Genomic DNA, 12090 nt, shown 5'->3' on the forward strand with positions numbered 1-12090 from the left:
CTGTCTCGCAGCCATACTGGCCACCGTCAGGCAGAAAATCCACTTATCTCAATGTTTAGTTTTGCCAGGCCACCTCTTTCCCCTAAAGGCGACATTGCGCAGCCATAACATCACATTACCTTCTCGCACCTATCTTAGAGTGGCGACCGCCCGAGTTATGGCCAACGTTTCCGAGCCAAGGGGAGTAGGACTGCGTAGCCATCTGATTTGACAAAAACCGGAACGCCAATCTCAGACAGGCACTGTTTCGCAAAGTTCGCGGATTTGCAGATTTGCGTCCGCAAATCTTCGCCTTTTCAGCCGTTTTCCGCGCTTCGCGCATGCGGATAATGCGCAGATGCTTTCAAATCGACCCGAAAAAGGCCTCGACCTGCTGGACGCCATGGTGACCGCTGCGGCCGACCGAGCGTCGTTGCATCTGCCGGGGGCCATTCGCTTCGCGAAATGCGACGGCCTGCAGATCAACGAAGGCTTTTCCCCTCCCGATGTCGAGATAGAGGCGTGGTCTCTATCCGCAGACCAGCAGGCGATCATCGTCTCAGTCTTTGCGACCGGCGCACGGGAAGACGGCGGTCGCACGACGGCAGCGACCGGGCGCTTCACCTTCACGACATTGACGGGCCAGCGGGAATATCGGGCATGACGATCCTGGCGATCCGCACGTCCCCGCGTCAGCCTGATGGCGCAGTTCGCCCTTCGGCGCTCGCCCGCTGCCTTTTCCTTCCACTGACCAACTGTCCGAGCCTCGCCGCTTCGGCCGGTATTATTTGACGCAAGAGGAATTTATGGCCGAAGTAGCATTCAAGCCGAAGAAATCGGTGGCCTTGTCCGGTGTTGCAGCCGGCAACACCGCGCTTTGCACCGTGGGCAAGTCGGGCAACGACCTGCATTATCGCGGCTATGACATTCTCGACATTGCAGAATCTGCGGAGTTTGAGGAGATCGCGCATCTACTGGTGCATGGCGAACTGCCGACGCCGTCGCAGCTCATCTCCTATAAGGCAAAGCTCAAGGGACTGCGCGGCCTGCCGCATTCGGTGAAGAGCGCGCTGGAGGCGATCCCGGCGGCCGCCCATCCGATGGATGTGATGCGCTCAGGCGTTTCCGCCCTCGGTTGTGTCCTGCCCGAGACGCACGACCACAACTTGCCCGACGCGCGCGATATCGCCGATCGGCTCATGGCGTCACTCGGTTCGGTCCTGCTCTACTGGTATCACTTCGCCCATCATGGCCGCCGCATCGAGGTGGAGACCGACGACGACAGCATTGGCGGCCATTTCCTCCACCTCCTTCATGGCAAGGCGTCATCGGCGAGCTGGGTGCGTGCCATGCACACCTCGCTGATCCTCTATGCCGAGCATGAATTCAACGCCTCGACCTTTGCCGCGCGCGTCATCGCCGGCACCGGTTCGGACATGTATTCGGCGATCGCCGGCGCCATCGGCGCGCTGCGCGGTCCCAAGCATGGCGGCGCGAACGAGGTCGCCTATGAGATCCAGAAGCGCTACGCGACGCCTGACGAGGCGGAAGCCGACATCCGTCGCCGTGTCGAGGCCAAGGAGGTCGTGATCGGCTTCGGCCATCCGGTCTACACCATCTCCGATCCGCGCAATGTCGTTATCAAGCGTGTTGCCAAGAGCCTGGCCGACGAAGCCGGTGCGCAGCGCCAGTTCGCGGTGGCGGAGCGGATCGAGAGCGTGATGTGGGACGCCAAGACCATGTTCCCGAACCTCGACTGGTTCTCGGCGGTGTCCTACAACCTCATGGGCGTGCCGACGGCGATGTTCACGCCGCTCTTCGTGATCGCGCGCACCAGCGGCTGGGCGGCGCATGTGATCGAGCAGCGCGTCGACAACAAGATCATCCGGCCCTCGGCCAATTATACTGGCCCGGAAAATCTCGAATTCGTGCCGCTCGCCGAACGTAGCGAAGCGCACGCTTAAGGAGGCATCATGCCCTATCTGATTGCAGACGAACTTCCCAACACCAGCGCCGGTCAGCGTTTCCGCGAAGCGCTCGCCCGTCCGGGCATCTACCAGCTTCCCGGCGCGCATAACGGCCAGGCAGCGATCCAGGGAAAGCAGGCGGGGTTTGAGGGACTCTACCTTTCGGGTGCGGCGATGACCGCATCGATGGGCCTGCCCGACCTCGGCATCATCACTGTGGACGAAGTCGCCTTCTTTATCCGCCAGATCGTGCGCGCCTCCGGCCTGCCGCTCCTGGTCGATGGCGACACCGGCTATGGCGAGGCACTGAATGTCATGCACATGGTCCGCACCTTCGAGGAAGCGGGCGCGGGAGCCGTGCATCTTGAAGATCAGATCCTGCCCAAGAAGTGCGGCCATCTGAACGGCAAGAACCTTGTTCCGCCGCATGACATGGCGGCCAAGGTGGCGGCAGCCAAGAAGGCGAGTCGCGATATCGTCATCGTTGCGCGGACCGATGCGGCTGCGGTCGAGGGCTATGATGCCGCAGTTGCGCGCGCGAAGCTGTATGTCGAGGCAGGGGCCGATGCGATCTTCCCCGAAGCGTTGATCACGCGCGATATGTTCGAGAAGTTCGCGCAAGATCTGCCCGGCGTGCCGCTCCTCGCCAACATGACGGAGTTCGGCAAGACGCCTTTCTACACGGCGACCGAGTTCGAGCAGATGGGTTACAAGATGGTGATCTGGCCCGTCTCGTCCCTGCGTGTCGCCAACAAGGCGCAGGCCGAACTCTATGCCGCCATCAAGCGCGACGGCGGAACGCACAACCAGGTCGAGCGCATGCAGACCCGCCAGGAGTTGTACGACACCATCGGGCTCCACGCTTTCGAGGAACTCGATGCGTCGATCGTGAAGACGATCGTGCCGGAAGGCATTCCTCAGACCTGAGCCGACATTCTGTCGATGACCGGTGACCGCTGGCCTTCCCGCGCTCGCGCGCGTCGGGGAGGCCGACACGCGCCGCACAAGCAAGAGAAAGATATTCGATGACAGCGACAGGCAGTGACAGCCTCGGCACGCGCGACCGGCTCACCGTCAACGGGGAGACATTTGCCTATTATAGTCTGCCCAAGGTGGCCGCGAAATTCGGCGACGTGAGCCGCCTGCCTTTCAGCCTGAAGGTTCTGCTCGAAAATCTCCTGCGTTTCGAGGACGGCGCCAGCGTGACAGTCGATGACATTCGCGCACTGGTCGACTGGCAGAAGGATCGACGGTCGGATCGCGAAATCCAGTACCGGCCCGCCCGCGTCCTGATGCAGGACTTCACCGGCGTTCCCTGCATCGTCGATCTGGCCGCGATGCGCGACACGATGAACCGTTGGGGCGCGGATGCATCACGCATCAATCCGCAAGTGCCGATCCATCTCGTCATCGACCATAGCGTCATGGCAGACGAGGCCAGCAGCAGCCATGCGTTCGAGCGCAATGTCGAGATCGAATATGAGCGCAATTCCGAACGCTACGCCTTCCTCAAATGGGGTGCGAGGACACTCGACAATCTGAAGGTTGTGCCGCCCGGCACCGGCATCTGTCATCAGGTCAATCTGGAGCATATCGCCCAGACTATCTGGACCAGTACGGATGCGAAAGGCGTCACGGTCGCCTATCCCGACACCTGCGTCGGCACGGACAGCCATACCACGATGGTCAGCGGCCTCGGCGTCATGGGATGGGGTGTGGGCGGGATCGAAGCCGAAGCGGCTATGCTCGGCCAGCCGGTATCGATGCTGATCCCCGATGTCGTCGGCTTCCGGCTGTCCGGCACGTTGACCGAAGGCGTGACAGCCACCGATCTCGTCCTGACAGTGACCCAGATGCTCCGCGCGCACGGCGTGGTCGGCCGCTTCGTCGAATTTTATGGGCCGGGGCTCGACGCCCTGCCGCTCGCCGATCGTGCCACGATCGCCAACATGACACCCGAATATGGCGCCACATGCGGCTTCTTCCCGGTCGATGACGCCACGATCACCTATCTCCGTCTCACCGGCCGCAGCGAAGATCGCATCGCGCTCGTGGAGGCCTTTGCCAAGGCGCAGGGCATGTGGCGGGATGCCACGACGCCCGACCCGGTATTTACCGAGACGCTTGAACTCGATCTCGCGACCGTATTGCCGTCGGTGGCCGGACCCCGTCGTCCGCAGGACCGGGTATTGCTGACCCAGGCCGCGGAAGGCTTTCGGACCGAGCTGGCTGCTGGATATGGCAAAGGCGACGAGCTGGACCGACGGGTCGCTGTGGATCAGAAAGATTTCAGTATCGGCCATGGCGATATCGCGATCGCGGCGATCACGAGCTGCACCAATACGTCCAATCCCTCCGTCCTTGTCGCCGCTGGACTGGTGGCGCGCAAGGCGCGCGCGCTTGGCCTCACACCCAAGCCGTGGGTTCGCACGACGCTGTCGCCCGGCAGCCAAGTCGTTACTGACTATCTGGTGCGATCCGGTCTCCAGGAGGATTTCGATGCGCTCGGCTTCAATCTGACCGGTTATGGCTGTATGATCTGCATCGGCAATTCGGGTTCGCTCGATCCTGCCGTCTCCCAGACGATCAACGACAATGGCCTCGTGACAGCGGCGGTCCTGTCCGGCAACCGGAACTTCGAGGGACGGATTTCACCCGACGTGCGCGCCAATTATCTGGCTTCGCCGCCGCTCGTCGTCGCCTATTCGCTGCTCGGCACCGTCTCGCGCGATATCGCGACCGGGCCGCTTGGCACAGGCGCGGACGGGCAGCCCGTCTATTTGAAAGATGTCTGGCCGACCAATGCGGAAGTGCAGGCCACTATGTCCTCGGCCATCGACGCCGAGATGTTCGCCCGCCGCTATGCCAATGTCTATGCGGGCGACGATCGCTGGAAGGCGCTCGAGGTGAAGCAGGGCGACACCTATGACTGGCCGACTGCATCGACCTATGTCGCCAATCCGCCCTTCTTCGATGGACTGGAACGCGAGGCCGCGCCGGTCGCTGATATCGTCGAGGCCCGCACGCTCGCCATCTTCGGCGATTCCATCACGACCGACCACATCTCGCCGGCCGGCTCGATCAAACCGGCTTCGCCGGCCGGGCAATGGCTCATCGAACGACAGGTGCAGCCTGCCGATTTCAACAGCTATGGCTGCCGCCGGGGCAATCATGAAATCATGATGCGCGGCACCTTCGCCAATATCCGCATCCGCAATGAGATGATGGGCGGTGCAGAAGGCGGCAACACGCTGTTCGACGGCGAGACGCTCCCGATCTACGAAGCAGCCATGCGGCACAAGGCGGCGGGAACGCCTCTCATTATCCTCGCTGGCAAGGAATATGGCACCGGCTCCTCGCGCGACTGGGCGGCCAAGGGCACGGCCCTGCTAGGTGTGCGCGCGGTTATCGCGGAGAGCTTCGAGCGTATCCACCGTTCCAATCTCGTCGGGATGGGTGTGCTGCCGCTTCAGTTCGCCGAGGGCGTCAATCGCCATACTTACTGGCTGAAAGGAAACGAACAGTTCACTATTACCGGCCTGTCGGACCTGCAACCGCGCCAGACCGTCATGGTCGAAGGCCGATGGTCGGACGGATTATCCTTCCGGCTCCAAACATTATGTCGGATCGACACCGCCGAGGAACTCGCCTATTTCCAGAATGGTGGTATCCTGCCCTATGTGCTGAGAAACCTCGCGGCATAGTGTGATCGCGGAAGCGGCGAAGTCTTTTGCTGCTGGTGCAGATGCTGGCAACCCTCATTCCAAGACGAGCAGCAGATCCTCTGCCTCGATGCTGTCGCCCGAGGAGGGCATGACTTTGACGATATCGCCGAACAGATCATTGGCTTCGCGATAGGCGCTCCACTTCGTGCCAGCGGCTGGCGAGGCCCAGCGAGCGGGCCTGTTCCTTCAGGTTCGTGAACCGACCGCCAGGCATTTCATGGAGATGACCGCCGACGCGCCTGAGCGCAGATCGCTCTCGAACGGCGCATAGAGCCCGCGAACACCCTCCCAATAGAAGCTGATCCGCCGGATTGCCTCGGCGTCGAGACCGGTGTCACGGTTGTGTAGCGCAGCGCTTCGACCACCGATCCCAAGCAGGGCTGTCATCCGTCGCGACATCGATCGCATCAACGCCCGCCTCGGCGGTGGCGATAAGGGTCGCGCCTGCGATGCCGGAGGTGTCGTGCGTATGGAGGTGGATCGGCAAGTCGGTGACATCGCGCAATGCAGCGATCAACGCTCGTGCCGCTGGGGGCCGTATCAGACCAGCCATATTCTTGATCGCAAGAACCTGGCACCCGGCCTTCTTAAGATCGCTCGCTATGCCGGCATAATAGTTCAGCGAATATTTCACGCGCCGGATCGAACAGGTCGCCCGTGTAGCAGATTGCGCCCTCGGCGATCTTGCCCTTCATCATTGCTGCCTTGCCGTAGAATTCTTCATGGCTTCGCAACATCCGCATTATCTGCTACGCTAGAAATGACTGAATGTGCGAAGATTTGCGGATGAAATGCTGCAAATTAGCAAAGTTTGCGAAGATTGGGCAGGAACATGCGGAAAGCCTTTATGGGGGTGCGGCTGCGGCGGCTGCGCGAGGAACGGAAGCTCAAGCAGGTCGACCTGGCCAACGCGCTCGGCATCTCGTCGAGCTATCTCAATCAGCTCGAACAAAACCAGCGGCCGTTGACCGTCCCGGTGCTGCTCAAAATCAACGCGGTCTTTGGCGTCGACGTCCAGCTCTTTTCAGAGGATGAGGAAGCGCGCCTCATCACCGAATTGCGTGACGCGCTGTCCGATAGCGCGGAGGCGATTTCGGTCGCGGAAATCCGCGAGCTGGCGACGAACATGCCCGCGGTAGGCAGGACGCTCATATCGCTGCACCGCCGTTATCGGGAGGCCGCCGAGCGCAGCGAAGCGATGGCTGCCCAGTTGGGAGACGATTGGATCAGCGGCGGTCCGGCACGGATGGCCTTCGAGCAAGTGCGCGACTTTTTCTATGCCCGGCACAATCATGTCGAGCCTCTAGATGAGGCAGCTGAGCGGATATATCGAGAGGCCGGCCTTGCGCCCCACTCGGTCCACCCTGGTCTCGTTGCGTGGCTGAAGGACCGTCACGACGTTCAGATTGTCTGGGGTGAGAGCGATACGGCTCAGCGCCGCTATGATCCTGCGACTCGGACATTGCACATCTCCGCCCGCCTGCATCAGGGCCAACAGGCCTTCCAGATGGCGACCCAACTGGCATTTCTGGAGCTGGGCAGCGTCATCGACCGGCTGGCCGATAACAGCCTACTGTCGGGCGACGAAGCGCGGAGACTGGCTAGGGTAGGTCTAGCCAACTATTTCGCGGGAGCACTCATCCTGCCCTATGGTGATTTCCTCGCTGCCGCCGAGGCCGAGGCCTATGATATTGAGAAGCTCGGGCGCCGGTTCGGAGTCGGCTTCGAGACGATCTGCCATCGGCTTTCGACGCTCCAACGCGCCGAGGCCCGTGGCATCCCCTTCTTCTTTGTGCGGGTCGATCGTGCCGGCAATATCTCCAAACGACAATCGGCAACCGATTTCCATTTCTCCCGTGTCGGCGGAAGCTGCCCACTGTGGAAGGTCTACGAGGCTTTCACGCAACCAGGCCGGGTCCTCCGTCAGATCGCGCAAATGCCTGACGGCCGTACTTACCTGTGGATTGCGCGAACGGTCAGCAGTGGCAACGCAGGCTTTGATGTGCCGGGCAAGACATTTGCGGTCGGACTGGGCTGCGACATTCGTCACGCCTCGCGGCTTATCTATTCGCGAGGACTGGATTTGGACGATCCAGCAGCGGCGACGCCGATCGGAGCTGGCTGCAAGGTCTGTGAACGTCCAGCGTGTCCGCAACGCGCCTTCCCTGCAATCGGGCGGGCGGTGGCGGTAGACGAGAATCGAAGCACCTTGGCCCCTTATCCCGCAGCCTGATTCGCAAGCTACATGATTGTTGAGACGGTGATGACAAGGCCCCTAATCCATCTCAAATGGCTGAACGCTCCGAACGCGATCCCCACCGGCTCGGTTTTGGCGGCCGAGCGCATTCTTGCCGATCACGCAATGCTGGCTCGCTGGCGGGAAGGCGACCGAATGGCCGAGGCCTGACCAGGAGATCGCCGCCGCCTCTAGGCTGGGGCCTCGGCCTTTCGAATTGAAAGGCGCTCCGTTTCCAACCGGAAATAGAGCGCTCAAGACTCCCCTCAGCAGAAGCATATAAAGAAATCTTTATATGTCGCTTGACAGCAGCCTCCCGATGCTGTTGAAGGAGCCTGTCGAGGTTCCCCGCTTCAGGCATGACGGCGGGGCTAAGACGGGAAGCCGGTGGTGCCCTTTGGGCAGAGTCCGGCGCTGCCCCCGCAACTGTAAGCGGCGAGTGGTGGCTCCATTTTGTGTCACTGAGCTTTTGCACGAGGCTCGGGAAGGCCGGAGCCATTGCGATGACCCGCAAGCCAGGAGACCTGCCTTCGACGGCATAACGTTCCTCGGACGGGGGTTCCTCCGGCGGATCGCGCTTGAAGAAGGCTCGTGGCATATCGCCATCCGGGCCTTATACGTCCGGCGCGCTCTTCCTACGACCCTACCGCCCGGCAAAGCAGGTGATCGGTCGATGTCTTCAATCCTGTTTCGCTCCGTCGTCTTTCGACGAATGCGCCTGCGTGCCGTGCTGATCTTCGGCTGACGCGGCGCGCGCCCCAATCCCACACAATTCCAGAACCATGACGGACCGGTCGACGCGCTGGCCCGAAGGAGACCTCGCATGCCTGTGACTAGCGTGAAATTAGGACATGACGCCATGGCGCACCAAGACTTTGAGTTCAGCATCAGCCGCATTGCTTTCGACGAGAATTATCGTCCTGCCGAGAATACGCGTATCACGACCAACTTTGCCAACTTGGCGAGGGGGGAGAGCCGCCGGGAGAATTTGCGCAATACGTTGCGGATGATCGACAATCGATTCAACTCCCTGGCGCATTGGGACAACCCCAAAGGCGACCGATATGCGGTCGAGCTTGAGATCATTACCGCCGAAATGCGCATCGATTCAGACGACAGCGACACTGTCTTCCCTCTGATCGAAATCCTTCAGACGACGATTATCGATAGCAAAACGGGCGAACGCATCGCCGGCATGGTGGGCAACAATTTCTCCTCTTATGTGCGAGACTATGATTTTAGCGTCGTTCTGCCGGCGTATATGCAGAGCCACCCCGATGCGGGCGCTCCGAACGATTTTGGTGACCTGCATGGAAAGCTGTTCAAGCATTTCCTGAATTCGCGCGCCTATCGCGACAATTTCGGCAAGCCGCCGGTCATCTGCCTGAGCGTGTCAAGCAAGGAGGTCTATCACCGGACCGCGAACGAGCACCCCATTTTAGGGATTGAATATCGCAACGACAAATTATCCATGACTGATGAATATTTCGCAAAGATGGGCATGAAGGTCCGCTACTTCATGCCACCGAACAGTGTGGCACCCTATGCCTTCTATCATATCGGCGAACTGCTCGGCGACTACTCCAGTCTCGAGCTGGTCAGCACGATCAGCGTGATGGAGACGTTCCAGAAAATCTATCGGCCCGAGATTTACAACGCCAATTCCGCGGCGGCTGAGCATTATCAGCCCAGCCTGAAGTATCAGGACTATTCGCTCACCCGCATTGTCTATGACCGGGAGGAACGGAGCAGGCTGGCTGTCGAACAGGGGAAGTTCGCCGAGGAGTGCTTCATCAAGCCCCATTGGGCCGTGCTTGAGCAATGGTCCGCCGCTTTCGCCCTTTGATCATTCGAGAATATAAGGTCATACAATCCATGAAAACATTGTTGCCCACATCCACCGCTGGCAGCTTGCCCAAGCCGTCCTGGCTTGCGCAGCCCGAGACGCTTTGGTCGCCCTGGAAGCTGGAGGGCGAGGAACTGGTTGGGGGCAAGCAGGATGCCTTGCGCCTGGCCGTGGAAGATCAGCGGCAGGCGGGCATCACCATCGTCGGCGACGGCGAGCAGACGCGCCAGCATTTCGTCACGACGTTTGTCGAGCATCTGAGCGGTGTCGATTTTGAAAAGCGCGAAACCGTCAGAATCCGCAATCGCTATGATGCAAGCGTGCCGACGGTCGTTGGCGCTGTCTCCCGTCCCAATCCGGTTTTCGTCGAGGACGCGAAGTTTCTTCGAGCACAAACCGATCAGCCGATCAAATGGACGCTGCCAGGCCCCATGACGATGATCGATACGCTCTACGACGCCCACTATAAAAGCCGCGAAAAGCTGGCATGGGAATTCGCCAGGATCCTCAATCAGGAAGCGAGGGAGTTGGAGGCTGCGGGCGTCGACATCATCCAGTTTGACGAGCCGGCGTTCAATGTCTTCTTTGACGAGGCAAACGACTGGGGAATCGCTACTCTGGAGAAGGCGGCCGAGGGGCTAAAGTGCGAAACGGCGGTCCACATCTGCTATGGCTACGGCATCAAGGCCAATACCGACTGGAAGAAGACGCTGGGATCGGAATGGCGGCAGTATGAGGAAACCTTCCCCAATCTACAGAAGTCCAGGATCAATATCATCTCGCTGGAATGCCATCATTCCCATGTTCCGATGGATCTCATCGAACTCATCAGGGGCAAAAAGGTGATGATCGGTGCCATCGACGTGGCGACGGATACTGTCGAGACGCCGGAAGAAGTGGCCGACACCCTCAGGAAGGCACTGCAATTCGTAGATGCCGACAAGCTCTACCCCAGCACCAATTGCGGCATGGCGCCACTGTCCCGTCGTGTGGCGAGGGGTAAGCTCGATGCTCTGGGCGCAGGCGCGGAAATCGTCCGACAAGAACTCGCTGCCTGAGGCGCTGTTGGAGAAGACGTCGCTGGCGTTTGGCGACAAGCCCTGAACCCCATCCGTTTCGATCAATGTCAGCACGTCGTGATCCAGCCCTGTTGTGAAAGGACAGGATGGATCGCGACGTAAGGCTGGCCGCTTCCCCTTCCGGAGAACGCTGAATGCCTCGATCGTACACGCCGGTGATCAATTGCCCGGACCGTCCCGGCATTGTTCATCATGTCAGCGGACTCATTTTTGGGCATGGCGGCAATATTCTGGAATCGCGCCAGTTTGAAGACAGGGAAACAGGGCGCTTCTTCCTCCGCACCGTCTTCGAAAGCGATTGCGAACGATCGGTGATGGCAGACGGGGTTGCAAAACTCGATGATGAATTTGCCATGGACTGGAAGCTGGTGCCAACCGGTCAGCCCGTCAAAGTCCTGATCCTGGTGTCCAAGTTCGATCATTGCTTGGCCTATCTGCTCGTAATAGCGCTTTTGTCAGGCCTGCTGTTGACGGTCGTCCTTTCCTTCAGCCACTTTCTTGGGCGCTGGCTGGGCTTCAATTGAGAAGACCGGATCGTCCTTCAGTTCTGCGGGTCCAAGAAGAGTCTCGCCTCCGGCGTGCCCATGGCCGGCGTCCTGTTCACCACGTCGCAGGTGGGCGCCATCATCCTTCCGCTCATGTTCTTTCACCAGATCCAGCTCATGGTCTGCGCGGTCCTGGCGCGGCGCTACGCCGACCAACAGTTTAGCGCCGTCACATCACAAGCGGGGTAGGATTTCGCAATCTTCGCGACTTTGCTGAATCGCCCCCAGCAGGGTTCGCCAATTCAGCTATGGTCATCGGCCAGGGGCTGTGATTTCACGCGCTCTTGTCGAAGGAACCCTGGAAATGACAGAGTTGGAAACACATCCTGCCGCGTCGGAGACGCGATTGTGCGAAATGGTCTTTCCCAGGCCAATCACTATGGCATGCTCTTTGGGGGCACGGCGCTGAGCCTCATGGGCAAGGCTGCCTTCATCGCGGCAAGCCATCATGCACGCGCTGCCGTGGTCATGGCGCGGTCCGAGCAAATCGCGTTTCACCATCCCGTCTCGGTCGGCCAACTCGTAGAGCTGCACGCCTATGTCACGCGGGACGGGCGTTCCTCGATGACCGTCGAGGTTGAGATGATCAGCGAAACCCTTTCGACCGCTCATCGCAGCCAAGCGGTGAAGGGCCAGTGTTGATTTCCACTGAGAAGTGACCCGGGTTTTCCATCGAGAAGTGACCCGTCTGCGGATTATGTTTCGGGTGTCAC

Annotated in this window: 12 protein-coding genes, 2 pseudogenes and 1 riboswitch; of the genes and pseudogenes, 11 read left to right on the forward strand and 3 right to left on the reverse strand. The window is 60.2% G+C overall.

What is annotated here, in order from left to right:
• The first annotated feature begins 337 nt into the window (after nucleotides 1-337).
• From LL253_RS19430 to acnA, 4 genes are all read left to right on the forward strand, one after another.
• A complete protein-coding gene (locus LL253_RS19430; protein WP_228228176.1) occupies nucleotides 338-643 on the forward strand; it encodes a hypothetical protein in 306 nt (101 codons plus the stop codon).
• A 142-nt stretch (nucleotides 644-785) separates the two neighbouring features.
• Complete coding sequence (prpC, locus tag LL253_RS19435; RefSeq protein WP_228228177.1) at nucleotides 786-1943, forward strand: bifunctional 2-methylcitrate synthase/citrate synthase; 1158 nt, start codon at nucleotides 786-788, stop codon at nucleotides 1941-1943.
• Nucleotides 1944-1952: 9 nt separating this feature from the next.
• Nucleotides 1953-2873, forward strand: a complete 921-nt coding sequence (gene prpB / locus LL253_RS19440; RefSeq protein WP_228228178.1) for a methylisocitrate lyase — start codon at nucleotides 1953-1955, stop codon at nucleotides 2871-2873.
• A gap of 98 nt (nucleotides 2874-2971) precedes the next feature.
• Complete coding sequence (gene acnA, locus LL253_RS19445) at nucleotides 2972-5650, forward strand: aconitate hydratase AcnA (protein WP_228228179.1); 2679 nt, start codon at nucleotides 2972-2974, stop codon at nucleotides 5648-5650.
• A 136-nt stretch (nucleotides 5651-5786) separates the two neighbouring features.
• On the opposite strand, the gene LL253_RS20050 is transcribed toward acnA, so the two are convergent.
• The 3 genes from LL253_RS20050 to LL253_RS19455 form a co-directional block, all read right to left on the reverse strand.
• A complete protein-coding gene (locus LL253_RS20050) occupies nucleotides 5787-5885 on the reverse strand; it encodes a hypothetical protein (RefSeq protein WP_407696129.1) in 99 nt (32 codons plus the stop codon).
• Between the two features lie 120 nt (nucleotides 5886-6005).
• Nucleotides 6006-6305, reverse strand: a complete 300-nt coding sequence (locus tag LL253_RS19450; RefSeq protein WP_228228180.1) for a hypothetical protein — start codon at nucleotides 6303-6305, stop codon at nucleotides 6006-6008.
• Entirely contained in the window at nucleotides 6259-6414 is a 156-nt protein-coding gene (locus LL253_RS19455) for a hypothetical protein (protein ID WP_009822128.1), read from the reverse strand. Before LL253_RS19455 ends, LL253_RS19450 begins: the two co-directional genes overlap by 47 nt.
• Nucleotides 6415-6503: 89 nt before the next feature.
• Between LL253_RS19455 and LL253_RS19460 the strand changes: the two genes are divergently transcribed.
• The 7 genes and pseudogenes from LL253_RS19460 (at nucleotide 6504) to LL253_RS19490 (ending at nucleotide 12019) form a co-directional block, all read left to right on the forward strand.
• The gene (locus LL253_RS19460) at nucleotides 6504-7904 is read left to right on the forward strand and encodes a short-chain fatty acyl-CoA regulator family protein (protein ID WP_228228181.1); all 1401 of its coding nucleotides are present in this window, start codon (nucleotides 6504-6506) and stop codon (nucleotides 7902-7904) included.
• Between the two features lie 12 nt (nucleotides 7905-7916).
• Nucleotides 7917-8078: a hypothetical protein gene (locus tag LL253_RS19465; RefSeq protein WP_009822126.1), complete on the forward strand. Its 162-nt coding sequence runs from the start codon at nucleotides 7917-7919 to the stop codon at nucleotides 8076-8078.
• Between the two features lie 153 nt (nucleotides 8079-8231).
• A riboswitch (cobalamin riboswitch) is annotated at nucleotides 8232-8453 on the forward strand.
• A gap of 313 nt (nucleotides 8454-8766) precedes the next feature.
• On the forward strand, nucleotides 8767-9753 hold the full coding sequence (locus LL253_RS19470) for a DUF1852 domain-containing protein (RefSeq protein WP_228228184.1): 987 nt from the start codon (nucleotides 8767-8769) through the stop codon (nucleotides 9751-9753).
• Nucleotides 9754-9782: 29 nt separating this feature from the next.
• A complete protein-coding gene (locus tag LL253_RS19475; RefSeq protein WP_228228182.1) occupies nucleotides 9783-10811 on the forward strand; it encodes a methionine synthase in 1029 nt (342 codons plus the stop codon).
• A 155-nt stretch (nucleotides 10812-10966) separates the two neighbouring features.
• Nucleotides 10967-11059: pseudogene (purU, locus tag LL253_RS19480) on the forward strand (formyltetrahydrofolate deformylase); the annotation flags it as partial.
• A 207-nt stretch (nucleotides 11060-11266) separates the two neighbouring features.
• Nucleotides 11267-11566 (forward strand): annotated as a pseudogene (locus LL253_RS19485) (bile acid:sodium symporter); the annotation flags it as partial.
• Between the two features lie 195 nt (nucleotides 11567-11761).
• A complete protein-coding gene (locus LL253_RS19490) occupies nucleotides 11762-12019 on the forward strand; it encodes an acyl-CoA thioesterase (protein WP_228228183.1) in 258 nt (85 codons plus the stop codon).
• Nucleotides 12020-12090: the final 71 nt, after the last annotated feature.

It is taken from the genome of Sphingobium soli, from assembly GCF_020782245.1.
Classification (GTDB): domain Bacteria; phylum Pseudomonadota; class Alphaproteobacteria; order Sphingomonadales; family Sphingomonadaceae; genus Sphingobium; species Sphingobium soli.

Coding starts and splice junctions, on each gene's coding strand:
- LL253_RS19430 (WP_228228176.1), top strand. CDS start 338: ATGCTTTCAAATCGACCCGAAAAAGGCCTCGACCTGCTGGACGCCATG.
- prpC (WP_228228177.1), top strand. CDS start 786: ATGGCCGAAGTAGCATTCAAGCCGAAGAAATCGGTGGCCTTGTCCGGT.
- prpB (WP_228228178.1), top strand. CDS start 1,953: ATGCCCTATCTGATTGCAGACGAACTTCCCAACACCAGCGCCGGTCAG.
- acnA (WP_228228179.1), top strand. CDS start 2,972: ATGACAGCGACAGGCAGTGACAGCCTCGGCACGCGCGACCGGCTCACC.
- LL253_RS20050 (WP_407696129.1), bottom strand. CDS start 5,885: ATGCCTGGCGGTCGGTTCACGAACCTGAAGGAACAGGCCCGCTCGCTG.
- LL253_RS19455 (WP_009822128.1), bottom strand. CDS start 6,414: ATGCGGATGTTGCGAAGCCATGAAGAATTCTACGGCAAGGCAGCAATG.
- LL253_RS19460 (WP_228228181.1), top strand. CDS start 6,504: ATGCGGAAAGCCTTTATGGGGGTGCGGCTGCGGCGGCTGCGCGAGGAA.
- LL253_RS19465 (WP_009822126.1), top strand. CDS start 7,917: ATGATTGTTGAGACGGTGATGACAAGGCCCCTAATCCATCTCAAATGG.
- LL253_RS19470 (WP_228228184.1), top strand. CDS start 8,767: ATGGCGCACCAAGACTTTGAGTTCAGCATCAGCCGCATTGCTTTCGAC.
- LL253_RS19475 (WP_228228182.1), top strand. CDS start 9,783: ATGAAAACATTGTTGCCCACATCCACCGCTGGCAGCTTGCCCAAGCCG.
- LL253_RS19490 (WP_228228183.1), top strand. CDS start 11,762: ATGCTCTTTGGGGGCACGGCGCTGAGCCTCATGGGCAAGGCTGCCTTC.